At 55.4% G+C, this 22054-nt stretch carries 22 protein-coding genes; 6 read left to right on the top strand and 16 right to left on the bottom strand.

The window, feature by feature from the left end:
- Positions 1 to 37: 37 nt before the first annotated feature.
- From ACQE3E_RS05925 to ACQE3E_RS05915, 3 genes are read left to right on the top strand one after another with little or no spacing between them, the layout of a single operon-like run.
- The gene (locus ACQE3E_RS05925) at positions 38 to 1639 is read left to right on the top strand and encodes an aldehyde dehydrogenase family protein (protein ID WP_427501318.1); all 1602 of its coding nucleotides are present in this window, start codon (positions 38 to 40) and stop codon (positions 1637 to 1639) included.
- A 2-nt stretch (positions 1640 to 1641) separates the two neighbouring features.
- Complete coding sequence (locus ACQE3E_RS05920; protein ID WP_313728718.1) at positions 1642 to 3141, top strand: phytoene desaturase family protein; 1500 nt, start codon at positions 1642 to 1644, stop codon at positions 3139 to 3141.
- Between the two features lie 11 nt (positions 3142 to 3152).
- On the top strand, positions 3153 to 3953 hold the full coding sequence (locus ACQE3E_RS05915; RefSeq protein ID WP_313728719.1) for a hypothetical protein: 801 nt from the start codon (positions 3153 to 3155) through the stop codon (positions 3951 to 3953).
- Between the two features lie 200 nt (positions 3954 to 4153).
- On the opposite strand, the gene ACQE3E_RS05910 is transcribed toward ACQE3E_RS05915, so the two are convergent.
- The 14 genes from ACQE3E_RS05910 to ACQE3E_RS05845 form a co-directional block, all read right to left on the bottom strand.
- Positions 4154 to 4930, bottom strand: coding sequence for a class I SAM-dependent methyltransferase (locus ACQE3E_RS05910; RefSeq protein ID WP_313728720.1), 777 nt, complete (start codon positions 4928 to 4930; stop codon positions 4154 to 4156).
- A gap of 1008 nt (positions 4931 to 5938) precedes the next feature.
- Positions 5939 to 6955, bottom strand: a complete 1017-nt coding sequence (locus ACQE3E_RS05905; protein ID WP_313728721.1) for a hypothetical protein — start codon at positions 6953 to 6955, stop codon at positions 5939 to 5941.
- Between the two features lie 336 nt (positions 6956 to 7291).
- The gene (locus tag ACQE3E_RS05900; RefSeq protein WP_313728722.1) at positions 7292 to 8416 is read right to left on the bottom strand and encodes a fatty acid desaturase family protein; all 1125 of its coding nucleotides are present in this window, start codon (positions 8414 to 8416) and stop codon (positions 7292 to 7294) included.
- A 391-nt stretch (positions 8417 to 8807) separates the two neighbouring features.
- The gene (locus tag ACQE3E_RS05895; protein WP_064027753.1) at positions 8808 to 9356 is read right to left on the bottom strand and encodes a response regulator transcription factor; all 549 of its coding nucleotides are present in this window, start codon (positions 9354 to 9356) and stop codon (positions 8808 to 8810) included.
- The gene (locus ACQE3E_RS05890) at positions 9337 to 10707 is read right to left on the bottom strand and encodes an ATP-binding protein (RefSeq protein ID WP_064027755.1); all 1371 of its coding nucleotides are present in this window, start codon (positions 10705 to 10707) and stop codon (positions 9337 to 9339) included. The genes ACQE3E_RS05895 and ACQE3E_RS05890 overlap by 20 nt, the downstream gene beginning before the upstream one ends.
- 177 nt (positions 10708 to 10884) lie before the next feature.
- On the bottom strand, positions 10885 to 11157 hold the full coding sequence (locus ACQE3E_RS05885; RefSeq protein WP_071157449.1) for a hypothetical protein: 273 nt from the start codon (positions 11155 to 11157) through the stop codon (positions 10885 to 10887).
- 216 nt (positions 11158 to 11373) lie between these two features.
- Positions 11374 to 11694 (bottom strand): hypothetical protein, encoded by a 321-nt coding sequence (locus ACQE3E_RS05880; RefSeq protein ID WP_313728723.1) that lies wholly within the window; start codon positions 11692 to 11694, stop codon positions 11374 to 11376.
- Positions 11695 to 11995: 301 nt separating this feature from the next.
- Positions 11996 to 15316: a type I restriction endonuclease subunit R gene (locus ACQE3E_RS05875; RefSeq protein ID WP_427501317.1), complete on the bottom strand. Its 3321-nt coding sequence runs from the start codon at positions 15314 to 15316 to the stop codon at positions 11996 to 11998.
- Positions 15317 to 15594: 278 nt separating this feature from the next.
- On the bottom strand, positions 15595 to 15858 hold the full coding sequence (locus tag ACQE3E_RS05870; RefSeq protein ID WP_281022565.1) for a type II toxin-antitoxin system Phd/YefM family antitoxin: 264 nt from the start codon (positions 15856 to 15858) through the stop codon (positions 15595 to 15597).
- A gap of 286 nt (positions 15859 to 16144) precedes the next feature.
- Entirely contained in the window at positions 16145 to 16459 is a 315-nt protein-coding gene (locus ACQE3E_RS05865) for a type II toxin-antitoxin system PemK/MazF family toxin (protein ID WP_427501316.1), read from the bottom strand.
- Positions 16447 to 16683 (bottom strand): AbrB/MazE/SpoVT family DNA-binding domain-containing protein, encoded by a 237-nt coding sequence (locus tag ACQE3E_RS05860; protein ID WP_427501315.1) that lies wholly within the window; start codon positions 16681 to 16683, stop codon positions 16447 to 16449. Before ACQE3E_RS05860 ends, ACQE3E_RS05865 begins: the two co-directional genes overlap by 13 nt.
- Before the next feature lie 162 nt (positions 16684 to 16845).
- Positions 16846 to 17121, bottom strand: coding sequence for a DUF2442 domain-containing protein (locus tag ACQE3E_RS05855; RefSeq protein WP_427501314.1), 276 nt, complete (start codon positions 17119 to 17121; stop codon positions 16846 to 16848).
- Between the two features lie 10 nt (positions 17122 to 17131).
- Positions 17132 to 17401 carry a DUF4160 domain-containing protein gene (locus tag ACQE3E_RS05850; protein ID WP_426994575.1) on the bottom strand — a complete coding sequence of 90 codons (270 nt, stop codon included), beginning with the start codon at positions 17399 to 17401 and terminating at the stop codon, positions 17132 to 17134.
- Positions 17402 to 17609: 208 nt separating this feature from the next.
- Positions 17610 to 17933, bottom strand: coding sequence for a hypothetical protein (locus ACQE3E_RS05845; RefSeq protein ID WP_427501313.1), 324 nt, complete (start codon positions 17931 to 17933; stop codon positions 17610 to 17612).
- 126 nt (positions 17934 to 18059) lie between these two features.
- Here ACQE3E_RS05845 and ACQE3E_RS05840 point away from each other — a divergent pair, with 126 nt between their 5' ends.
- Both ACQE3E_RS05840 and ACQE3E_RS05835 read left to right on the top strand, forming a co-directional pair.
- A complete protein-coding gene (locus tag ACQE3E_RS05840) occupies positions 18060 to 18542 on the top strand; it encodes a helix-turn-helix domain-containing protein (protein WP_313728406.1) in 483 nt (160 codons plus the stop codon).
- On the top strand, positions 18461 to 19057 hold the full coding sequence (locus tag ACQE3E_RS05835; RefSeq protein WP_313728407.1) for an IS630 family transposase: 597 nt from the start codon (positions 18461 to 18463) through the stop codon (positions 19055 to 19057). Before ACQE3E_RS05840 ends, ACQE3E_RS05835 begins: the two co-directional genes overlap by 82 nt.
- Here the strand turns inward: ACQE3E_RS05835 and ACQE3E_RS05830 are convergent.
- The gene (locus ACQE3E_RS05830) at positions 19043 to 19300 is read right to left on the bottom strand and encodes a hypothetical protein (RefSeq protein WP_427501312.1); all 258 of its coding nucleotides are present in this window, start codon (positions 19298 to 19300) and stop codon (positions 19043 to 19045) included. The two genes, ACQE3E_RS05835 and ACQE3E_RS05830, sit on opposite strands and share 15 nt — an antisense overlap.
- Complete coding sequence (locus tag ACQE3E_RS05825; RefSeq protein ID WP_427501311.1) at positions 19297 to 20466, bottom strand: restriction endonuclease subunit S; 1170 nt, start codon at positions 20464 to 20466, stop codon at positions 19297 to 19299. Before ACQE3E_RS05825 ends, ACQE3E_RS05830 begins: the two co-directional genes overlap by 4 nt.
- Before the next feature lie 70 nt (positions 20467 to 20536).
- Between ACQE3E_RS05825 and ACQE3E_RS05820 the strand changes: the two genes are divergently transcribed.
- Positions 20537 to 21892 carry an IS1182 family transposase gene (locus ACQE3E_RS05820; protein ID WP_071156645.1) on the top strand — a complete coding sequence of 452 codons (1356 nt, stop codon included), beginning with the start codon at positions 20537 to 20539 and terminating at the stop codon, positions 21890 to 21892.
- Positions 21893 to 22054 lie beyond the last annotated feature (162 nt).

Below are 22054 nucleotides of genomic sequence, written 5' to 3'. Positions count from 1 at the left end.
GCCCTAACTGCTTGCCGACCCTGAGTCCAGCCAACCCATGTCTATAGAACCCACGCCGATTCGCGCCGTTTCACCGCTGGACGGCCGCCTGTTGGGCAAATACCAAACCACGACCGCCGCCGCGCTGGCCGAACAAATGGCCGCCGCCCGCACCGCCGGCGCGGCCTGGGCCAGCCTGTCCGTCGAACAACGGCTGGCGAAACTGGCGCCGCTGACCGAGCGGCTATTGGCGGACAGCGACGCCATCGTCGATTGCCTGCGCCTGACCACCGGCAAGGTGCGCACCGAAGCCCTGCTCGGCGAAATCTATCCGTTGTTGGATTTGCTGGGCTATTACCGCAAACACGCCGCCGGGATTCTGGCCGGCCGCGGCGTGCCGACCTCGCCGTTCGCGTTTCCGGGCGCCACCGCCCAAATCCAACGCCGCCCTTACGGCGTCGCCGCGATTATTTCGCCGTGGAATTATCCGCTGCAACTGACCGTGGCACCGCTACTGACCGCTTTGATCGCCGGTAATGCCGCGATCATCAAGCCGTCCGAGTTGAGTCTGCCGGTCGGCCAACTGATAGTCGAGCTGTTCGCCGGCCTGGATTTGCCGGAAGGCCTGCTGCAATGGGCGATCGGCGGCGGCGCGGTCGGCGAAGCCTTGATCGACGCCGGCCCCGACCTGCTGTTCTTCACCGGCGGCTTGCAGTCCGGCCGCGCCGCGATGCGCCGCGCCGCCCAACATCCGATCCCGGTGCTGCTGGAGCTGGGCGGCAAGGACGCGATGATCGTGTTCGCCGATGCCGATTTGCCGCGCGCCGCCAACGCCGCGTTGTACGGCGCGTTCAGCAACAGCGGCCAGGTGTGCGTGTCGATCGAACGCTTATACGTGCAACGCGAGTGCCACGACCAATTCCTGGCCTTGTTGTTGGACGGCGTCGCCAAGCTGGAAGTCGGCACCGGCGCGGACGCCGATTTGGGGGCCATGACCTCGGACCGGCAAATCGACATCGTCCAAGCCCATTACGACGACGCGTTGGCCCAAGGCGCCCAAGCCTCGGGCGCGTTGCAACTCGACGGCCGCTTCCTGTCGCCGGCGCTGTTGTGGAACGTCACACCCGATATGCGGGTGATGCGCGAGGAAACCTTCGGCCCGTTGTTGCCTATCCAGGCTTTCGACAGCGAAACCGACGCGGTCGCGGCGGCCAACGCCGGCGAGTTCGGCTTGAACGCGAGTATCTGGAGTAGCGACATCGCCAAGGCCGAGCGGGTGGCCGGGCAATTGCAGGTCGGCAACTGGGCGGTCAACGACGTCATCAAAAACATCGGCCATCCCGGCCTGCCGTTCGGCGGCGTCAAGCGCAGCGGCTTCGGCCGCTATCACGGCGCCGAGGGCTTGCTGAGCTTTAGCTATCCGGTGGCCGGACTGACCAGCCGCAGCCGCTTGCCCAAGGAACCGAACTGGTTTCCCTATTCCGAACAGCACTATCAAAACTTAAAAGGTTATATCGACTTCGTGCACGGCGCCGGCACGCTGAAACAACGCATCCAACGCAATTGGCCGGCCTTGCAGGCGTTTCGGGAGTATTCGGCTTTCGACCTGACCCAGCGCTGGCACAATCTTAAATTACTGTTGACAGGCAAACGAGGCTAACCATGCAGCAATACACTAAGCACCGCAATGTCGTCGTGATCGGCGCCGGCTTGGGCGGCCTATCGGCGGCGATTTCACTGGCCTCCGAAGGCTTCCAAGTCGAATTGGTCGAAAAAAACGACAAGGTCGGCGGCAAGCTGAACATTCTGGAAAAAGACGGTTTCACCTTCGATTTGGGCCCCTCCATCCTGACCATGCCGCACATCTTCGAAGCCTTGTTTACCAGGGTCGGTAAACGCATGGCCGATTACGTGGCGATCGAGGCGGTCGAAACCCATTGGCGGAATTTTTTCGAGGACGGCACCGTCGTCGATTTATGCGCCGACCCGGAAAACCAGCGTCGCGAGCTGGAAAAGCTCGGTCCCCAGGTGTACGACGAATTCCAACGCTTCATGGCCTATGCCGGCGAATTGGGCCGGGAAACCGAAACCGGTTACTTTGCCAAGGGCCTGGACGGTTTTTGGGACTTGCTGAAATTCTACGGTCCGCTGCGCAGTTTGAAATTCGACGTATTCCGCACCATGGATCAAGGCGTGCGCCGCTTCGTCTCCGATCCGAAACTGGTCGACATTCTGAATTACTTCATCAAATACGTCGGTTCCTCGCCCTACGACGCGCCGGCCTTGATGAATCTGCTGCCCTACATCCAATACCAATACGGTCTGTGGTACGTCAAGGGCGGCATGTACGGAATGGCTCAGGCCCTGGAAAAACTGGCGCTGGAATTGGGCGTAACGATTCGGCTGAATGCCGAAGTCGCCGCCATCGAGCACCAAGCCGGCCGCGCCACCGGCATCCGCCTGCAAAGCGGCGAACGGCTGGCCGCCGATCTGGTGGTATCCAACATGGAAGTGATTCCGTGCCTGGAAAAACTGCTGAACAGCCCTGCCCCGGCGCTGAAAAAAGTCCAGCGCTTCCAGCCGAGTTGCTCCGGCCTGGTGCTGCACCTGGGCGTGGACCGGCTTTATCCGCAACTGGCGCATCACAACTTTTTTTATTCCGATCACCCGCGCGAGCATTTCGATGCGGTGTTTAAAAGTCACCACTTGTCCGAAGACCCGACCATTTATCTGGTGGCGCCGTGCAAGACCGATCCGGCCCAGGCACCGGCCGACTGCGAAATCATCAAGATTCTGCCGCATATCCCGCACATCGATCCGGAAAAACCGCTGAGCGCCGACGATTATTGGGCCTTGCGCGAGCGGGTGTTGAGCAAATTGGAACGGATGGGTTTGACCGATCTGCGCCGCCACATCGTCTGCGAGGAATACTGGACGCCACCCGACATCGAAGCCCGCTACTATTCCAACCGGGGTTCCATCTACGGCGTGGTGGCCGACCGCAATCTGAACCTGGGCTTCAAGGCCCCGCAACGTAGCGGCGAATTGCGTAATCTGTATTTCGTCGGCGGCAGCGTCAATCCCGGCGGCGGCATGCCGATGGTGACGTTGTCGGGGCAATTGGTCAGAGACAAGATACTTGCCGACCTGTCCGGCCAGTAAACCCGCCGGCCATGCTGGAGGAAGCCTGGCACTATCTGGGAACGCGCGCCGCCAGTCCGGCCGCCCGTCGCCTGGGATACGTCCGCGAAGCCGCCGCGCTGGAAACCCGGCATCGGCGCTGCCGTGACGCCTGGCAGCCGCATATTCAGGCCACCCGCGCCGCGTTGCTGACCTCCGCTGATCGCCTGGAAACGGCGGGCGGAACCGCGTTGATCGTCGGCGGCGGCATCGCCCGCGACTTGCCGCTGGCGGATTTGCTGACCCGGTTTCAACAGGTGGTGTTGCTGGACATTGTGTTCGGCCGAGCCACTCGCCGTTTGGCTCGGCGCTGGCCGGGTCGCGTCGGTTGTTGCTATTGGGATGTGACCGGCACGGTGGAATGGTTGGCCGAACGGCGCCGTATTCCGCCCGACGTGCTGGTTTCCCGTCCCTCCCACCCCGAGCTATCCGCCAAACCGGCTTGGGTAGCTTCGGTCAATTGCCTGATGCAATTGCCGCTGATGCCGATCGCCTGGCTGGCGACTCACGGCATCGGCGAAGCCGACCTGGAAGCCTTCGGCCAGCGCTTGGTCGAAGCGCATTTGGACTGGCTGACTGCCTGGCAAGTACCGTGTTGTCTGATCACCGAAGTCTGCGACACGACCTACGACGCCGCCGGCCAACGCCTATCCGGCAACGACTACCGGCCCTTGCTGGCTCGGTTACCGGCCACGGCAAGCTTGGCGGCCCAGTGGGAATGGTTCATCTCCCCGCCCGGCGAACCGGCCGGCGGCGGCTCGGATAGTCTGAACGTCGAGGTTTGGGAGTTTTAGCCGGAAGATTAGCCGCAGCTTGAGTTCAATGAGGCGGTGAAACCTGGATGAGGCAGAGCGAAATGCGGTTTTTTCGGCCTCATCCCGGATTCCATTTCTGTGGGTTTAGGCCGGACGCCGGCTAACAAATCAGCTAATCCGGCTACGGCATCGTCATTCGCGAATTTAACCGTTTTGGAATGTGGCGAATTCATCCGGCATTATTTGTGGGCTAATAATAAGGTCCGTTGTTTGGTCGAATAAAAATTGATGTTCGCGTCTTCGGGCACAATATCTTCAAGCCGTTTGAAACCGGCATTATATAAGGTATAGTCCAGCGCCGATTGAGTAGGCCATAACTCAATATCGGACAAACCGGCCGTCGGACCGTCTTTATTTTCTATCCGTATATAATAGGCAGCGGATTTCGGGCGATAATCCGAGTTATTTGAAAAAACAACCTCGGACGGACAAGCCAAGACGGTCTCTATAACGCTAATTTCCTTGGTCTTTTCGGCTATTTTCTTCGTCACGTTAAAAGGATCTTGCAGGTGATATAACAAGCCCATGAACAGCACGAGATCGTAAGTACGCTCGTCATTTTCCAAGAACTTATTGACATCTTCCTTGACTATCTTAAATTCGCAGCCTAATACATTTTGCACGAATAAAGCCTTGTCGATATTAATATCGCGTGCTTCGACGCAGGTAATATCGCGTACGCCTTTCTCCCAGAGCCCGGCGGCAAACGCACACTCCCCGGCGCCAAGATCGAGAACCGAAATTCGATCGTAGCGGCCTTCGAAATATCGATCCAATGCCGAAAGCGTAACCGCCCGACGCCAAGGATGAAGTTCGCGCTGGGTTGGCGTGTACGTTGGCGCTTCGATGCCAAAGCCGAAACCAAAGGGATATTGCCATCCTCCGTTCGGGCAATTCGGCCAACTTGCGTCGCGGGCTAAGCGGTCAACCTGTTCTTTGATTTCGTGCGGTGTCATAAGTAGATATTCTTACTTTTGAGGTTAATACTTTTTAATGCCGATGCAGCCGGGATTCTTTAGAGTCGCGAGCCTTTATTGACGGGTATATAGTATTGCCAAAAAGAGGCTTACTGTCTTTACCTAACGCCAACCAATCCCACGGCATCTTGATCCATGCGGAGGTTTTCCACTCTAAGGCACATAACCATAACGCCAACCGGTAGTATCTATTTTTAGATAAACACTAGCACCCGCTCCAACCACCGTACTAGAGTTCTGAAAATTCAAATAAGCATGATTTAATGAAGGCACTACCGTTCCATCTTCTTGATATACCATTATCTCAACCTTAAGATTATGTATTGTACTATTCGAACGGAAAATATCAGTTCTTTGCCAGTTCCGCCGGGTGTTATCTGAACCAAGCTTCGGCACAGTTTTTCTTCGATTTACCGCTATCGCATCGACACAAAACGAGCATGGCGCAATGTTGAAACAATATTGCAGCGAGAGTTAATCATTGAAGAGTTATTCACGATTTAAAGCAATTTATTCGTATTTTGCAGCATATGTACCCAAACCGGGTTGAAGATTATCATAGATGCTAGGGTTGTCAAGCTTGATCCCGGAAATTCCGCCCTATAGCTGACTGTCGAACACACCTAAGTTGTTGGGATCTTGGCACATTGGAGGGCTTGAGACCGAATAGCGCAAACGCTATAGAGCTAACGACTAGCGGAATTCCCTACCCAGAGTTTAGTTCCGATGAGGCGCTATGTAGCCCACGGAATTTAGCGACCGCCCCAGGGGTTCCGCTCCGCGCAAATCAGGCTAATCGGGAAACCTGTGAAAAAAATGCCCGGCGTCTCCCCCAATATGCCGACAAAGCCATAGGTTGATGAGGCACGAAGCCGAACAAGATCAGCGTTCAGACACCAACCCAGCGGAACAACGGGACCACAAAACAGTTATTCATAGGCAACGGTCAAACCGGTAAACGTTGAGGTTCGTGTGCCTCGCTCCAAGCTACAGCCGCGCGAGCCTATCGCGCCGGATCAGGGCTAAAAGCCCTGCTAGGCCGCTCGGGAACAGAAACACCGAAGCCGGCACCGGGACGCTGACCAGCGGGAAGTAATTTTGTGAAAGATCGAAACCGCTGGTCGACAAAATTTGCACCGGATTTCCCACCGCGTCGCTGGCTTCCAAGCCGGCCCAATACAGCGAGTGACCGGCATCGAGCGAAATCCATGCAATATTGTCGTCGAGCGTCGAATCCACGACGCAACCGCCGTCGGGATTGAACATCACGCAACCCGGATTGGTGCTGGCATCGGCCTTGACGCTGACCTCCAAATTCATGCGCACCCGAAACTCGTCCGCGTAGCTCATCTGGAAGGCAAAACTGATCGGATCGCCGTTTAAATACGCACTCTCGGCGAGCGGGCTGAGCGCGCCGCTCCCGTTTTCCAGTATTGCAATCGATTGAGTATTGGAAAACGGCCGGTCGATCGGCGGCGCCACCGACTCGAATTGATCGGTAATGTCGAATTCGAAATCGGACTCGCCGACGTAACCATGCACGGGGTCCTTGCGCTCGACCGTGACGTTCAGCGCCAAGATCGAACTGATCGAACAACAGCTGCCGCCGGTGCCGGCGATACCGGAAAGTCCGTAGTCCAAGTCCGACTCGATAACCAAGCGGCCGCGTAGCGTCACGACGTCGCCGATGCCGCCTCCGCCCCTGACCAAGACGGCGCCGCCGTCGACGACGGTATTGGCCGATGCTGTCGCGGTCTGCATGCCCAAATTGATCGAAGTCGCGGTCGCGACCGCTCTCGCGCTACCGGGCCCCGACCACGCCAACGCATCGGCCGAGGCATACGGCCCGCCCACCGCGTGCGCCTCGCTGCATTCCTCGCCCAAGCCGCAGGCTTGATTGCCGGACGAACTGGCGCCGGCGGTCGCCGTCGCTGACGTCGAGGCATCGACGGAATCGAGCGTGAACAACAGGCCCAGCAAGACCATGATTTTTAAGTGATGCACGGACGATCTCCTTTTAGTGAATTGCAAACGGCTCATTCTGCGTTGTCAGATTTAAGCGACGCCATCATGCCCGCCGGGATGCGGGCATCCAGTGCCATGGATGGCAAGCTTCGATCCGTCCGTGAAGTCTGGATTTCGGCAATCCCTGCCGAAATGACGAGCACTACCGGAAATCTGACAAGGACGTGATTGTCGACGGAATCCTAACCATCCGCTGAAACCCTAACGAACGGTCAGGGTTCAACCTTCTACCCACAGAATACCCGAAAACGCGTTCGGGTAGGATTACAGCACGGCTTCGTGTCAAGCGCATGACTCAGGACCGACCGGTCGGTCTCACGCCGCCGCCGGTTTCAGCATCGAGGTTTTGCCGACCATGATGTCCACCGCCTTCAATAAGCGCTTGAAGACCGAGTCCTGACAATACGGAATGCCGTGCTTGTCGCAGATCGCCTTGACCTTGGGCTGGAGTTTTTGGTATTGGCTGAGTGGCAGGTCCGGCCATAAATGATGCTCGATCTGGTAATTCAGCCAACCGTAGAAAAAGTCGTTGAAGTTGGAGCCGGTCGGATAATTGACCGAGCCCAGAATCTGCCGCAAATAAAATTCGCCCTTGCCCTTGGCTTTATCGTCGAAGCCCATCACGTCGTCGCCGGCGTGGTTGGGGATCATCACCAGAAAGGTGTGCATATTGGTGAAGATTTCGGCCAGCAAGGAATTCAACAACACGCTGGTCGCGGCAAAGCTGCCCAGCGGCAGGAACAAGGCAGGCAGCAACACGAAACGGTAAGCGATGTAGGGCAAAATGCTTTGCGACCACAGCGCCCGGCCTTGCGGCGTAAACCAGCTCCAGGCGCCGAGGCGGGTCATCGGCGGGGCCGGCCGATCTTGCTGGCGGGCGGCCAGCAAGCGCAATTCCTTATGGGTACGCGGCGTGTAATAACTCAGCTTCCAGATGCCGGAAAATACCGCGACGATCGCGTATCGCAGCCACATCGGCAGTCTCGACTGCCTGAGCCATTGCATATTGTGCTCGGCGTTGTTGGGATCGGCGGTTTCGCCCAGCCGATAGTGATGCAACACGTCGTGTTCGTGGTGCCAGCCCGCCGGCGTCATCCAATCCGGCCAATCCAGAAAGCGGCGCCAGCCCTGGGCGAAATGCCGGCTCTTATAGTGCTTGGGGGCGGCATCCACTTTATCGTAGCCGCGATGCTGAATCGGATGAGCCACTTGGGTCCAACGCGTGAAACTGCCCTGGCTGATCAACAAGGCCGATACCGGATTCGGCGCCAACCAGGCCGTGGCGTAACCGGCCAACGAACTCAGTTGGCCCCAGCGCTCCATGCGCTTCATATGCCGGTAATCTTCCGGGCCGATGTCGGCCAGGGCTTGTCGATGGAGCTCGGATAACTCTTTCGCTAACTGCTCGCGATCGACGGACTGGTAACTGGATAAACTCAAAACACAACCTCTTGAAAATGCAATGGTAAGCGACGAACCTAGCGCTCCTGATTCGTTGGTTACCATCCCATGGCCGGCGGACCGGCCGAACGCGGCGGCGGCGTCTTTCAGAGTCGGGTAAAACACTAAAGCAGAAAAACCGGCGGAACTGCAATGATGTCCGATCGCGTGCCGACCGAACACCAGCCAAAAAAAAGGCTTTGCATCGCTGCAAAGCCCTGATTCATTGTTTCCCTGGACGGGCTCGAACCGCCGACCAAGCGACCGTCACTTTCGGAGCGCCGCCGTCGCGGCACCCGTTTGACCGTCACTTTAGACGTTTCACCGTTCAAGGACTCTGACTAGTCTACAGTCTTCGCCGCCAAAAGCCAAGAAACCCCGGCGTTTCCGGCTATTCCTTGACCGGCTTTTTCTCCAGCTTGCGCTGCAAGGTACGGCGGTGCATGTTCAAGGCTCTGGCGGCGGCGGAAATATTGCCGTCGTGCTGCATCAACACCTTTTGCAAGTGCTCCCATTCCAGACGCTTGATCGACAGCGGATTGTCGCTGATCGCCACCGAGGCGTCGCCTTTGTCCTTGTACAGGGCATTGACGATCTCGTCGGCATTGGCCGGCTTGGTCAAGTAATGAATGGCGCCAAGCTTGATGGCCTCGACGGCGGTAGCAATACTGGCAAAACCGGTCAACATGACGATCTGAGTATTGTCGTCGAGCGAAATCAGCTTCTTGACCATTTCCAAGCCGGAGTCGTGGCCGATCCGCAAATCGATGACGGCGTATTCCGGTTCGGTTTGTTCGGCCAGCGTCATCGCGGTCTGGACGTCGTTGGCCACCGTCACCTGAAAATTGCGTTTTTCCAGTGCCGGCTTGAGCACCGAACAAAAAGTGACGTCATCGTCCACCAGTAGCAAATTGGGTATGTCAGCCGTAAGATCTGTCATCCGTACTCTCCTTAGTTAGTAATGGCAAGCTGATTTCGACGCAGGCGCCGCCGGCTTCCGGATTGTCGAACACGATGGTGCCGCCCAGGCGCTTGATCGTCGTGTAGGTTAAAAACAAGCCGACGCCCATGCCCTGCTTGTTGCTTTTTACCGGTTTCCGGCCGGCGAATTGCAATAACTCGCGCGGTAATCCTGGTCCAAAGTCGCGAATTTTCAAGCTCAGCGACCGATCGTCCCATTCTACGTGAAATTCGATGCCGGCGTCGGCCGGAGAGGCCTCGGCGGCGTTGTTCAGAATATTGATGACCGAATGCGTCACCGTGCGTTCGGCGATGATCCGGGCGTCCATATCGACGGTGGTCGATACGAACAACTTCAGTTTGGTGGCCGGCTTGTGGGCGCGCCATTGGTTAAGCACTTCGTCGATGTACTCGCTGACCAGCATGACCTTGCCGGACTCGGCGCGCATCTCGCCGGCGGACGCCGACATCACCGACAAGGCTTGCTTGCAGCGGTCGATCTGCTGCTGGACGATCATCAGTTTTTGGTACAGATCCGGGTTTCGATGCTCCGGGGTTTCCTCCAGCATCTCGTGCGTCAAGATCGCGATGGTACCCAGCGGCGTGCCCATGTCGTGCGCGGCGCTGGCCGCCAGCGTGCCCAGTGACACCACTCGCTCGTCGCGTAGCGCACTCTCGCGTGCGTCGGCCAGATTGCGTTCGCGTTCCTTCAAGGTTTTCGACAGTTCGACGACGAAAAACGCCACCAATCCGGCGCTGAACACGAAACCGAACCACATCCCGAACACGTGCAGGTTGAAATAGCGGCGGTCGTTCATCAAATGCATCTGCAAGCTCATTTCCGGCGTCATTTCCTGCATCGCTTGGTGATTGAGATGCGGCTCTATCGCCGGCAGAGGCACGTTATAGGCGATCAACACCGTATATACGCAGGAGGTGATGATAACCATGTTCCAGGCATAGGCCTGCGGCAGCATGATCGCGGTGATGATCAGCGGCAACAAAAACACCCAGATGATCGGATTGGACGCGCCGCCGGTCAGATACAACAAATAGGCCAGCGCCAGCACGTCCATGCAGATTTGCGAGAAAATCTCGTACTCGGTGACTTCCTCGGCGGTCCGCAAGCGCAACCAGGTATAGAGATTCAGGATGGAAATCGCGAAAATTGCCAGCCACAGCTGGTTTTGCGGCAAACTGATGCCCAAGCCGTTCACGGCGATAAACACCGCCACGGTCACCGCGAACAGCATCAAATTTCTGAGTATGTAAAGCCAGCGGAGATTTTCGCGTATCGAAATCTCGGCTTTCGGGAGTATATGTGACAGCATGGTGAACGTTGGACAGAGACGATCGGGCGGGCCGCTAACCGCCTCCGGCTCATCTAACGAACCAACGGCGCGGATAACGGGGATGGAATGGAGCGAAGCTTGGGCCGGCGAGCCGGCTGCCGAAAACGCTAGCGCCGGTGTCGGAGGCGACCGCTCGCCCCCTATACCGGTATCACATCAGGCATTTTCAAATCGCCAACCGCCGTTGCTGTCCATCCATTTCATGCTCAGCCAATACCAAGCGGTCATCGGCAACATCATTGCAAACCAGCTCCAGTCGTCGATCAAAAACACGCTGGCGATCCAGGCATCGGCGAAATAATTCACCCAGGGGATGCAGTAAAGACTGAACAGCAGACTGCTCCAGATTAAAATCAGCGCGCCCTTGCGGGTTTGGATGCTGGACAGGGCCAAAAAGACCCAAATCGGGGTTTTTCGCGGTTGTTGCATGGCTTTTCCTTGAATTATTCTATGAGTTGCTGGTATGGCGGCGCAACAAACTACCAGTAAATCGACCGAAAGAAAAGCTTTTCCTGTCCTCGATCCGCCGCCGCTTTTGCGGACCGCGGCCGAAGCGATTCGAAGCGATTTCGCCGCGGCAAATCCGGGCAGCCAAGCACTAGCCAAGCCCTCGTTCCGGCATTGGTTCGCAACGCCGATCGCGATTCACCCAGCCGCTCCGGCCAAGTTTCCCTCGTCCGAATCGAACAGCCTAAGCCGCAAGGCTTTTAGTGGCACGCGAGATTCTCGGAGCCTTACGAGAATTGCTTTTTGCGTTGCGCGCAAGGCTATTAGCATCACACGCAACTCTCGAAGCCTTGCGAGTATCGCTTTTTGCGTTGCGCGCAAGGCTTTTAGCATTACGTGCAACACTCGGAACCCTGCAAGAATTACTTTTTGCGTTGCGCGCAAGGCTTCTGGCATCACGCGCAACTCTCGGAGCCTTGCGAGTATTTCTTTTTGCGTTGCGCGCAAGGCTTTTAGCATTACGCGCAACCCTCGGAGCCTTGCGAGTATCGCTTTTTGCGTTGCGCGCAAGGCTTTTAGCATCACGCGCAAGGCTCGGAGCCTTGCGAGTATTGCTTTTTGCGTTGCGTTCAGTAGAGAAAGACCTTCGAGCCCTACCCATCACCTGAAGCGCGACATTTTAACGGGAGACCGGGGTGGGTTCCGGGCTTCGCCATGCGGCGGAATGCACGCAATATCGGCGAGACGTGCTCCCAAACCCGCCTGACGCCGACGATTACCGGCACCGGTCCGCCAAACCCATCCGACCGCTTCGGTCCGACTAGTCCCGCCCGGCAACCCCGGCGCCGGCTCGTTCGCGCAAAGCCTCGTAAAGCTGAGCCGGCCCCAGCAGAATCTCGCGTAAACCGCCGCGCACCCGCGCCGAATCCAAGGCCTGCTTGCTCATGGTATTGTGCGCCGCGAAGGCATCGATAATGGCGTTCAGCAACTCGCTGGAGAAATCCGGCGAATTGGCAAACTGCTCCTTGGTGTTGTTGGCCGCTTGCGTCACCAGAATGGTCGATTCCAGCAATTTGCCCTTAATGACGCTATTGACGTAAACCAGCCGGTCATCGTCGGTCAAATCGCCTTCGAACAAGTCATTGACCTTGGCAATGATTTCCACCAGATAGGCTTTTTCCTTTTCCTGAATTGAACCGCTACCAGCCCCGTTCATCGGTTCCAGTTTTTTATACTCGCCCGTTTCCAGGGCTAAATCACGTTTGCCGGTACGCTTCAGATTGTGGTGAGTCAAGATAACCTTGGATAAATCAATGCCTTCGCGCTCCCGACCAAACGCCAGCAGCGGCAACAAGCGCCGGTAGAAGATAAAGCGTTTTTCAATGGCGGTATTACCGTAATCGAAGATTTGCGACAGGAAGGCATACATCCGCTGGAAAGCGGTCATGTCATGCTTGAACAGGATCAGCGCATCCAGTTCGTTTTGCGCGTCCGCCGCCGCTTTGCCGTCTTCGTTGGCCTTGGCAATGTTCAGCTTGTCCTGTGCCGCTTTGTAACGCAGCAACAGCCGCGACACGACCGGCTCCAGTGCGCCGGCCAATTCGCTTTGCTTGGCATGGGGATTAAACTCTACGTCTACCACCCTGTTAACTTCAAACTCGTCATAAAAGCCGGTCGCATCCAGCTTCATGCGTAAATCGAACACCCGATGCGGATCGGTGACGTTGGAGAGTTCGGCAGTTTCGTAATAGGCTTTAAAGGCGGCGAGAATGTCCTCCGGAGCGTTGACGAAGTCCACGACATAGGTGGTGTCTTTGCCTTGATAAGCACGATTGAGGCGAGACAGCGTCTGCACGGCGGCAATGCCGGCCAGCCGTTTGTCCACATACATGCCGCACAGCAAGGGCTGGTCGAAACCGGTCTGAAACTTATTGGCGACCAACAGGATTTGATAGTCGTCGGTGTTGAACGCTTCGCGAATGTCTTGCCCTTTTAGGGCGGGGTTCATGGCATGGCTGGTTTCGCTGAACGGGTCCGCGCCGGATTGTGGGTCATTCACTTCGCCGGAAAAGGCCACCAGTGTGCCGATTTTGTAGCCGTTTTCTTGAATGTATTTATCAATCGCCAAGCGCCAGCGCACGGCTTCCAAGCGACTGCCGACCACCACCATGGCCTTGCCTTGGCCATTCAACAATGGGGCAACGTTCTCGCGGAAATGCTCGACCACCACCTGCACTTTTTGGCTGATATTGTAGGGATGCAGCCTCACCCAGCGCATGATGCCTTTCAAGGCTTCGCCGCGCTCGACTTCCTTGTCGTCCAGTTCCTTGCCGTCATGCGCCAGTTTGAAGGCCAGCTTATACGGCGTGTAGTTCTTCAACACATCCAGGATGAAGCCTTCCTCAATGGCTTGGCGCATCGAATAGACATGAAACGGCGCCGGCAGGTTATCGGCACCGGCCGGCAAGTCCGGATTCGGGCGACGACCGAACAACTCCAAGGTCTTGGCCTTGGGGGTGGCGGTGAACGCCACATAGGTGATGCCGCTTTCGGCCGAACGGTTGGTCATTTGCGCGGCCAGCAGATCTTCGGTGCTGACTTCGCCGCCGTCGCTTAATTCTTGCAGCTCTTCCGCCGACAACACCGCTTTCAGCTTGGCGGCTGCTTCACCGGTTTGCGACGAGTGCGCTTCGTCGGCAATCACGGCAAAGCGTTTGCCTTGCGTCGCTGCAAGCTCCTGCACCGCTTTCAGCGCAAACGGGAAAGTCTGGATGGTGCAAACCACGATTTTCTTGCCGCCCGACAACGCCGCCGCCAGTTCCCCGCTTTTACTGGCGGATTCGCCTTTAATGGTGGCAACCACGCCGGCCGTGCGTTCGAAATCAAAAATCGCTTCCTGCAACTGACTATCCAACACGTTGCGGTCGGAGACAACCAGCACGGTATCGAACAGTTTTTCATGAGCGGCATTCGACTGCATGGATGCAGAAGGTAGGGCAACGCATGGAGCAGTTGCCGAGTGCAAATCGGCCAGAAAATGCGCCGACCAAGCGATGGAATTGGTTTTGCCGGAGCCGGCCGAATGCTGGATCAGATATTTGCCGCCCGCCCCCTCCCGCAACACCGCAGCCAGCAGCTTGCGGGTGCCGTCCAACTGATGGAAACGCGGGAAGATGATGTTCTTAATTTGGTTTTTCCGGTCTTTTTGCGCGACCAGATAACGCCCCAAAATCTCCAGCCAGCTGTCCCGCGCCCAAATGTCTTCCCAGAGATAGGCGGTGCGATGGCCGTATTGAACTCCCTCACCCCCAGCCCCTCTCCCACTTGGGGAGAGGGGAGCAAGAATGTCTTTTTCTCGAACCGATGTTGCACTGGAAATTGGAGGGTTTTTGCCTCCCTCTCCCTTGACGGGAGAGGGCCGGGGTGAGGGTGAATATGGTGGATTGCCGGCCCCGCCATGATTGCCCCGATTAAACGGCAGAAAACGGGTGGCCGCGCCTGCCAGTTGCGTCGTCATATAGACTTCGCTATTGCTGACCGCGAAATGCACCAAAGCCCCATTGGGGAAGGACAGCAAGGGTTCCGGGGTGCCTTGACCTTTCGGCCGAGGCTCGCGATCGAAGCGATATTGGTCAATCGCGTCCTCCACGGATTGGGTGAAGTCGGTTTTAAGTTCCGCCGTCGCCACCGGAATGCCGTTCAGAAACAGGCCAATATCGATAGCGTTTTCGTTATGCAGCGAATAGCGCAGTTGCCGCACCACCCGCAGCCGATTGGCCGCGTAGCGGCTCAGAATATCCGGATTGATGGCTAAAGCGGGTTTGAATTGGGCTAGCGTCAGGGGTTGCCGCAAGCCGATCAGTTCAATGCCGTGGCGTAAAACATCCAGCGTGCCGCGTTGATTGATGGAATCCCGCAGCCGGCCAAGCAACACGTCGCCAGCCTGTGCGCCGTGATTCTTTTCCAGTGCTTGCCATGCCCGCGGCTGGGTGTCTTTGACCCATGCCAGCACATCCTCCGGAAACAGCGCCCGTGTGCGGTCATAGCTTGCCGCGTCGCCTTGCGCATATAGCCAGCCATGGGCGGCGAGGTGTTCGCAGATTTCGGTTTCGAAATTCACTTCCTTGTGCAGATCGGGCATAGTCAGACTCGCTAGGTATTAGTAAACCGCATCGTGATCGCCGACATTCACCGGGATGATTTGCCCATTCTGAATCAGCAACTCCAACGTAATGCGATAAGAAAGATTGATAGACACCGAATGCAAGCCTGCCAGTTTTCCTTGCAATGGGTGTAAGCGTAAAGAAGGATGATGGGGGTTGGCGGCAAGCAACATCAATGTTTTGGCGTATTGTTACCTAAGCTCGGGATGCTGCTTTAAAAACCTGACTTCCTTGCGTTTGAACCGATCGGTAAAAATCAGCTGGAACATGCGTGGTCAAGCCATGCCATATGCTCTTCAACCGATTCCGTGGTAAAGCGGCCCGCCGCCAAATCCGCCTTGGTCTCGGCAATCGCGGCATCCAATTCGCATTCGCGCAGATAGTGATAATGAGCAATCTCCATCACCACGAATTTATCCTTGCCCCGCACCGAAACAATAGCCTCCGGGGACTCACTCAACGCCGCCTCGATGGCGGCAATGCCTTTGGTTTTTAAATCGTTGGCGCTGATGTGAGACATCAATCCTCCTGAAACAGCCTGCAAAACAGCGCTAAATAGTGCGCTTCATCACGCGATAAAACAAGTTATCGGTAATTCTACTTTGTCAGATTTAAGCGACGCCGTCATGCCCGCCGGGATACGGGATACGGGCATCCTGTGCCATGGATGGCAAGCTTCGACCCGTCCGTGGGGCCTGGATTTCGGCAATCCCTGCCGAAATGACGAGCACTACCGAGAATCTGACAAGATAAAAGTAAGTACCCACATCAATTTCGCCGGTGTTGGCAGTGGAAAGCAGATCGGCTTAGGCCAACATTTCCATCAACACTGCATGCCACGCCGCCGGCTCGATCTCGCCCATTTTGCCGAGCAAGCGTCGTTTATCCACGCAACGGATTTGATCCAGCAAGATGCGTGCGGGACGACCGTCAAAAACCACTTCCGGCCGACAGCCCAACGCTTGCCCTTTACTGGTTAACGGCGCAATGATCACCCGTGGCAACGCTGTATTCAGATCGTCCGGCGAGACTACCAACGCCGGTCGGGTTTTCCGGATTTCCGTGCCGACCGTCGGATCAAGATTGATCCAGTACACGTCGCCGCGCTTTACCACTCCCATTCCCCGTCCGCCTCGTCGGCCGGCAACGCGGCCAGCACATCGCTATCGGCTTCCGACTGATAACCGTCAAACCAGCCGCTACGCGGCGTTTTTAAGGCTTCGATCACCAACGTTTTGCCTTCCAAGCGTAAATCCACTTCTTCGCCCAGACCGCAGGCTTCCAATAAAGCGGCCGGGATAATTACCCCCCGCGAATTACCGACTTTTCTTAACTGCGTGCGCATGACTACAGCCCCTAATAAAAAGTTATAACAATGTTATTACCAATGATCTGAAGAAACAAGCCCGCGCACGTCAATCTTGCCGGTGACGGCAACGGAAAGTAGGTCGGGTTTACCCTAAAGGGCATAAAAGCGATAGCGTAAGCCGACAATCCACGCTCATTGCTACACCAGCAAATCACGAACGTCGGATAGGGATGAAGCAACTACTGCTTGCGAACGCAGATAAAGCGTTTCCGGGGCAATATCCAGTTCGCCCGGCCAAGTGACAGTTCCGAATGCCAGACGAGCTTGAGAAAATAACCTAAAGTCCTTGAGACAGGTAAACACGCCTCGTTCCAGATAAGGCGCGGCATCAAACAAACGCATTTCACCGTTGCTGTATGACAGCAACAAGTGATACTCGGGTTGCACTTGCACGGCGGTAATTTCGGGAATCATCGGAACCTCCTCATTTCAATGGATCGATACGAAACGGGGCTTCGCCGTTCACCGCCAACTCCCAATCCGCCAGCAATTCATCGCGGTGGATTTCAATCCAGGCTTGAACCAGGCGTAATTTAGCCGGCGGAAATGTGCCAGCCAGACAGGCACCATCGTCGATGGCAAACGATGCTTCCTGGCCCTGGTAACGGACATGAATATGCGGCCGTTTGTGTTGTTCGTCATCAAAGAAATACAGCATGACGATGATGCCGTAGAACATGGAAATCACGGGCATGGTCAATTCTCCGGGGGTATTGAAACTGATCTTACATCAATCTTGCCGGTGACGGCGGAAAGTAGGTCGGGTTAGCGATAGCGTAACCCGACAAGCCGCGTCGAACAGTGTCGGGTTACGGCTGCGCCTAACCCGACCTGCGAAAAACCGCGCACATCGATTTTGCCGGTCACGGCGGCGGAAGTCCGAGCCGTACAACAGACATGGCTCACTGATATTCAGGGAAATTACGGTACATATAGCCGATCAAATCCCGCACAACTTCTAGTAAACTTCCCCAAGGCATAGCGTCGAAGGGATCACCATGAGCCAATGAGTTCCTAATACCCACAAGCGTTCCATCCTGGTCAACCTTGCCTTTTTGACCATTGGGCTTTTCGCGATACAGATTTGAAACAACAGCGCCCCCAAATTTCTGAACAATTGGAAGCTTTTCATCCACAAGCCCATCATGTTCAACCATATATTTAAGGCCAGGTTTTAAAAACGAATTTATTGGCTTTTTCGGATTTATTTTCTTATAGGCGCTCATATATACATCCTTGAGTGCCAGTTCCAGTGCAGATAAAGCGGCTAATTCACCAGCCTTGATAAGCGCTTAACAACAAATCACCATGCATTAAAATAGCGGGATTTCAGGTGTGGTGGTAGCGACAGAATGCGGGCAAGAGCAATAGAATTGAACGAAAGCGAACGAGAGCAGCTCCAGCAAATTATCAAAAAAGGGAGCGATTGGCGAGAACGGGAGCGGGCACAGACCATTTTGATGTTAGCCAATGGCCAGACAGTCATTGCGATTGCAGAACAGCAAGGCGTGAAACCGGAAGCTATACGGGAGCGGCGGCGGAAGTGGTGGAGAAATGGGCTGAACAGTTTACCGGATCAACCCCGCAGTGGTGCACCAAGTAAATTGACTGACGCGCATCGATGCCGGCTCAAAGAATGGATCGATGCGGAACCTTTAAACTGCCGGGCATTGGTCAGTCGTCTAACGACGGAATGCGACGTGACGATTAGCGCCAGCACCTTGCGGAACGAGTTAAAACGGATGGGCTATGTATGGAAGCGCACCCGTTACAGTTTAAAAAAAAGCGTGATCCCGAGCGCTTCGAGCGGGCCCAACACGACATTGCCGCACTGATTCAGCAAGCGCAAGCCGGCGAAATCGAATTGGCCTATGTGGATGAGGCCGGATTTGCACCACAACCACCGAATCGTTCGGCTTGGACCAAAAGCGGAGAAGTTCATGCCATTACCGCTAAACGCGCGCAGCGGATGAACGTCATTGGCGCTTTGCTTTCATCGGGTCGATTAATGCTGACTAAGCTGTGGCAAAGCGTCAATGGTCTGTGGTTTTTTGGCTTTCTGATGGCATTGGTCCAACGCGTCAGCAAGCCATTGGTGGTGATTTTAGATAATGCGTCCATTCATACGGCCAAAAAACTGAAGCCGTATTGGGATTTGCTCGAAGAGAAAGGTATTCGATTTTATTTCCTGCCGCCCTATAGCCCTGAGTTGAATCGGATTGAATTGCTGTGGCATAAAATGAAATATGAATGGCTGCCATTCAAAACATTTATGCCGGATGAGCTTGAGCAGGCTATTGACGAAATTGGCCGAGGGTTTGGCTCACAATACACGCTAACTTTTTGCTAAGAGCTTAACATCTTGGCAAATCCAGCCCAGTAAATACAGACTTTGGGCCCGTTCAAACTTTGGCCTCACTGTGTTTAAAGGTACTGGGCAATTTAACCCCAGCTTATAAATAAACGCTTGCCATTCAGAGAAATGGGAAAAAGAATACAGTTGTGCAGGACTTTGAGGTCCCGCCCAAATCAAAGTTAATGGATTATTCGTGCGGTCAGCTTTTATATTTAGCGGATCAATCTGTTCAATCATGCACAAAATCCTCTGACATCAATCTTGCCTGTGACGGCGGCCGAAATCAGCGCGGTGCGGCGTTCTTTCAGCAGATCGATAGCTTTAATTGCTTCTTCAGTAAGAGAATCATACTGACTTATGCACGATGATATTTGATGAACAATTAAGGTTTGTTCTTCAATCGGCGGCACCGGAAGGATAATAAACTTAACTTCGCCACAATTTAAATGTGGATGCATTGCTCCCGTTTGAATCGAAGACAAAGTTTCTCTTCCGTAAGTAGACTGCAAAAGCGCAGCCAGGAATTCTCCATACATTACAGTGTTATCGACCGACACAATGATTAAAGCATGGCAGTTAAAGCCAATTTCATTCTCAGATACAAGGCCTATGTCGCCCGTTCCTGCTCCAGTCTGGACAATCAGAACGTCTCCTAAGCTCAGTATTGACTTAGCGTGTGCTTCGCTCCATTCCCTTGTGACGAAGTAAGCGCCATCGAAAAGAATTTTTCCACCTTTAATATGTGTCGCCTGTGCATAAGGAACACCGTCTTCAACAAGAATATCTCGCGTTGGCCCGACATATCCATTTGTAATTTTGGTGCTGAATGAGTTTAGCTTCCTAACCTCCCAATGCGCTGGCACCTCGCCCAGCCATGCTATACCGGAATCCTTCATCGGCGCATCGGGGTTAAGGCCTTTGGTGACGGCGTGGGAAATCACCGCCTGCCGTTTTTCCTTTAGCAGTTCGATCAGCCGCTGTTGCTCGGCAATCAGCGCGTCGATCTTTGCGGTTTCGCGGTCGAGGAAGGCGGCGATGGCTTGTTGTTCTGGAACGGGCGGAGCACTTAAAACCATGTTGCCGAGAAAATCCCAGCTAACACGAGGCATTTTTGCTCCGAAAGTTGAGCCATCAACAATTGCAATAAACTCGCGGTTTAGTATTTGATACTGTGAAAACCTGCTTTGGGTCGTCGTTGTGGGGCGAAGAACATGAAAATCGCCTACAGCTTCTCCAGATCCTTCGGCTAGGTATGCTTTGGCAAGATAAGGCCGTAATTTCCCAAATAATATATCGCCGCCTTCAAAGGCAACCCCCTCACCTTCGAACGTCGTTTCTGTAGGGATAAATCGACCTGACCAGCTTTCTATGTTTTCTAGGAGCCTGTCGGACTTAAAAGCCAATAGTCCATTCGGTAACTTGGTTAGATAAAATAGGTGGTATAGAAAGAACCAGCAACCGGGAGAGCCCTTGATGAGTCGATTCATTCCTGTCAACCGCCATCAAGTCTATCTATTACCCCCCTCGGTGGACGAATGGTTGCCGGAGGATCACTTGGCGCGTTTTGTCGTCGAAGTCATCGAGCAGTTGGATTTAAGCCGGTTGACGAGCCGCTATCAAGGTCGGGGTTCGGCGGCGCACCATCCGGCGATATTATTGGCACTGCTGGTCTATGGGTACGCCACCGGCGTGTTTTCCAGCCGGAAGATCGAACGGGCCACCTACGATTCGGTGGCGTTTCGTTTCTTGTCTGGTGATACCCATCCCGATCACGATACCCTGGCTCACTTCCGCAAGACGTTCCTGGTCGAGTTGGAAGACCTGTTCGTCCAAGTGCTGAGTCTGGCGCAAGCGATGAAGTTGGTGAAGCTGGGGCAAATCGCGTTGGACGGCACCAAGCTCAAAGCGAATGCCTCCAAGCACAAGGCCTTGTCCCACAGCCATATCGAAAAGCTCGAAGCACAGCTACGAGACGAAGTTCAGGCCTTACTGCAAAAGGCCGACGAAACCGACGCGGTGGACGACCGGGACGGCCTTGATCTGCCGGACGAATTGGCGCGGCGGGAAGACCGGCTGAAAGCCTTGCGTGAAGCGAAAGCCAAGATCGCCGAGCGGGCCAAACCGCGCGACGCGCAAGCCGAACAGGCATACGAGGACAAGGTGTCCCGCCGGGAAGCCCAGCGGCAAGCTGGCCAAAAGCCGCGAGGCCCGGAACCCAAGGCGCCGGTAGCCGGCCCCAAGCCCGACGATCAAATCAACCTGACCGACGAGGAATCGCGCATCCTGCCGAGTCACGAAGGCTTTGTGCAAGGCTACAACAGTCAGGCCGCCGTCGATGTCGATACGATGCTGATCGTGGCCACCACGGTCACGCAGCAGACCAACGACAAACAACAAGTTGAGCCGATGCTGGCCGAACTGAAAAAACTGCCCGACGCCTTGGGCCAAGCCGAAGCCCTACTGGCGGACACCGGCTACTTCAGTGCCGCCAACGTCCAGGCTTGCGAACGAAACCGGATCGAACCTTTAATCGCCATGGGCCGTGACAGTCATCATCGGCCGTTGGCGGAACGTTTAGCCCCGGATGCGCCGGAACCGACTGGCGACGATCCGCTGGAAAAGATGGCTTGGTACTTGAAAACCCGCGAAGGCAAAGCCCGTTATGCCAAGCGCAAATGCACGGTGGAACCCGTGTTCGGGATCATCAAACAGGTACTCGGCTTTCGCCAATTCTCCTTACGCGGTCTGGATGCGGTCACCGGTGAGTGGAAACTGGTGGCCATGGCCTTCAACTTGAAACGGATGCATATCTTGGCGAGGGTCGTCTAATGGTCGAAACGATTGGCCAGCAAAAGGCTCGATTGGCGTTATCGGAATCCAACGCCAAAACGCTCGCCTAACCAGTGGCAAATCCTTCCTTCGACCGCCGTCTTCGCTGAGCTGGATGACAACAGATGTGCTGGTAAGTTAAGTCCGACAGGCTCCTAGCGC

This window comes from Methylomonas sp. MED-D (assembly GCF_050276835.1).
Lineage (GTDB): Bacteria > Pseudomonadota > Gammaproteobacteria > Methylococcales > Methylomonadaceae > Methylomonas > Methylomonas koyamae_A.
This window is presented reverse-complemented; position numbering and strand designations above follow the sequence as displayed.

Bases quoted from the DNA above. Each gene is read 5' to 3' on its own strand.
- ACQE3E_RS05885 (WP_071157449.1), bottom strand. From the start codon at position 11,157: ATGCAACAACCGCGAAAAACCCCGATTTGGGTCTTTTTGGCCCTGTCC.
- ACQE3E_RS05850 (WP_426994575.1), bottom strand. From the start codon at position 17,401: ATGCCCGTGATTTCCATGTTCTACGGCATCATCGTCATGCTGTATTTC.
- ACQE3E_RS05870 (WP_281022565.1), bottom strand. From the start codon at position 15,858: ATGTCTCACATCAGCGCCAACGATTTAAAAACCAAAGGCATTGCCGCC.
- ACQE3E_RS05845 (WP_427501313.1), bottom strand. From the start codon at position 17,933: ATGAGCGCCTATAAGAAAATAAATCCGAAAAAGCCAATAAATTCGTTT.
- ACQE3E_RS05830 (WP_427501312.1), bottom strand. From the start codon at position 19,300: ATGATTGAACAGATTGATCCGCTAAATATAAAAGCTGACCGCACGAAT.
- ACQE3E_RS05910 (WP_313728720.1), bottom strand. From the start codon at position 4,930: ATGACACCGCACGAAATCAAAGAACAGGTTGACCGCTTAGCCCGCGAC.
- ACQE3E_RS05920 (WP_313728718.1), top strand. From the start codon at position 1,642: ATGCAGCAATACACTAAGCACCGCAATGTCGTCGTGATCGGCGCCGGC.
- ACQE3E_RS05835 (WP_313728407.1), top strand. From the start codon at position 18,461: ATGGAAGCGCACCCGTTACAGTTTAAAAAAAAGCGTGATCCCGAGCGC.
- ACQE3E_RS05895 (WP_064027753.1), bottom strand. From the start codon at position 9,356: ATGACAGATCTTACGGCTGACATACCCAATTTGCTACTGGTGGACGAT.
- ACQE3E_RS05840 (WP_313728406.1), top strand. From the start codon at position 18,060: ATGCGGGCAAGAGCAATAGAATTGAACGAAAGCGAACGAGAGCAGCTC.
- ACQE3E_RS05865 (WP_427501316.1), bottom strand. From the start codon at position 16,459: ATGGGAGTGGTAAAGCGCGGCGACGTGTACTGGATCAATCTTGATCCG.
- ACQE3E_RS05915 (WP_313728719.1), top strand. From the start codon at position 3,153: ATGCTGGAGGAAGCCTGGCACTATCTGGGAACGCGCGCCGCCAGTCCG.
- ACQE3E_RS05855 (WP_427501314.1), bottom strand. From the start codon at position 17,121: ATGATTCCCGAAATTACCGCCGTGCAAGTGCAACCCGAGTATCACTTG.
- ACQE3E_RS05820 (WP_071156645.1), top strand. From the start codon at position 20,537: ATGAGTCGATTCATTCCTGTCAACCGCCATCAAGTCTATCTATTACCC.
- ACQE3E_RS05875 (WP_427501317.1), bottom strand. From the start codon at position 15,316: ATGCCCGATCTGCACAAGGAAGTGAATTTCGAAACCGAAATCTGCGAA.
- ACQE3E_RS05860 (WP_427501315.1), bottom strand. From the start codon at position 16,683: ATGCGCACGCAGTTAAGAAAAGTCGGTAATTCGCGGGGGGTAATTATC.
- ACQE3E_RS05880 (WP_313728723.1), bottom strand. From the start codon at position 11,694: ATGCTAAAAGCCTTGCGCGCAACGCAAAAAGAAATACTCGCAAGGCTC.
- ACQE3E_RS05925 (WP_427501318.1), top strand. From the start codon at position 38: ATGTCTATAGAACCCACGCCGATTCGCGCCGTTTCACCGCTGGACGGC.
- ACQE3E_RS05890 (WP_064027755.1), bottom strand. From the start codon at position 10,707: ATGCTGTCACATATACTCCCGAAAGCCGAGATTTCGATACGCGAAAAT.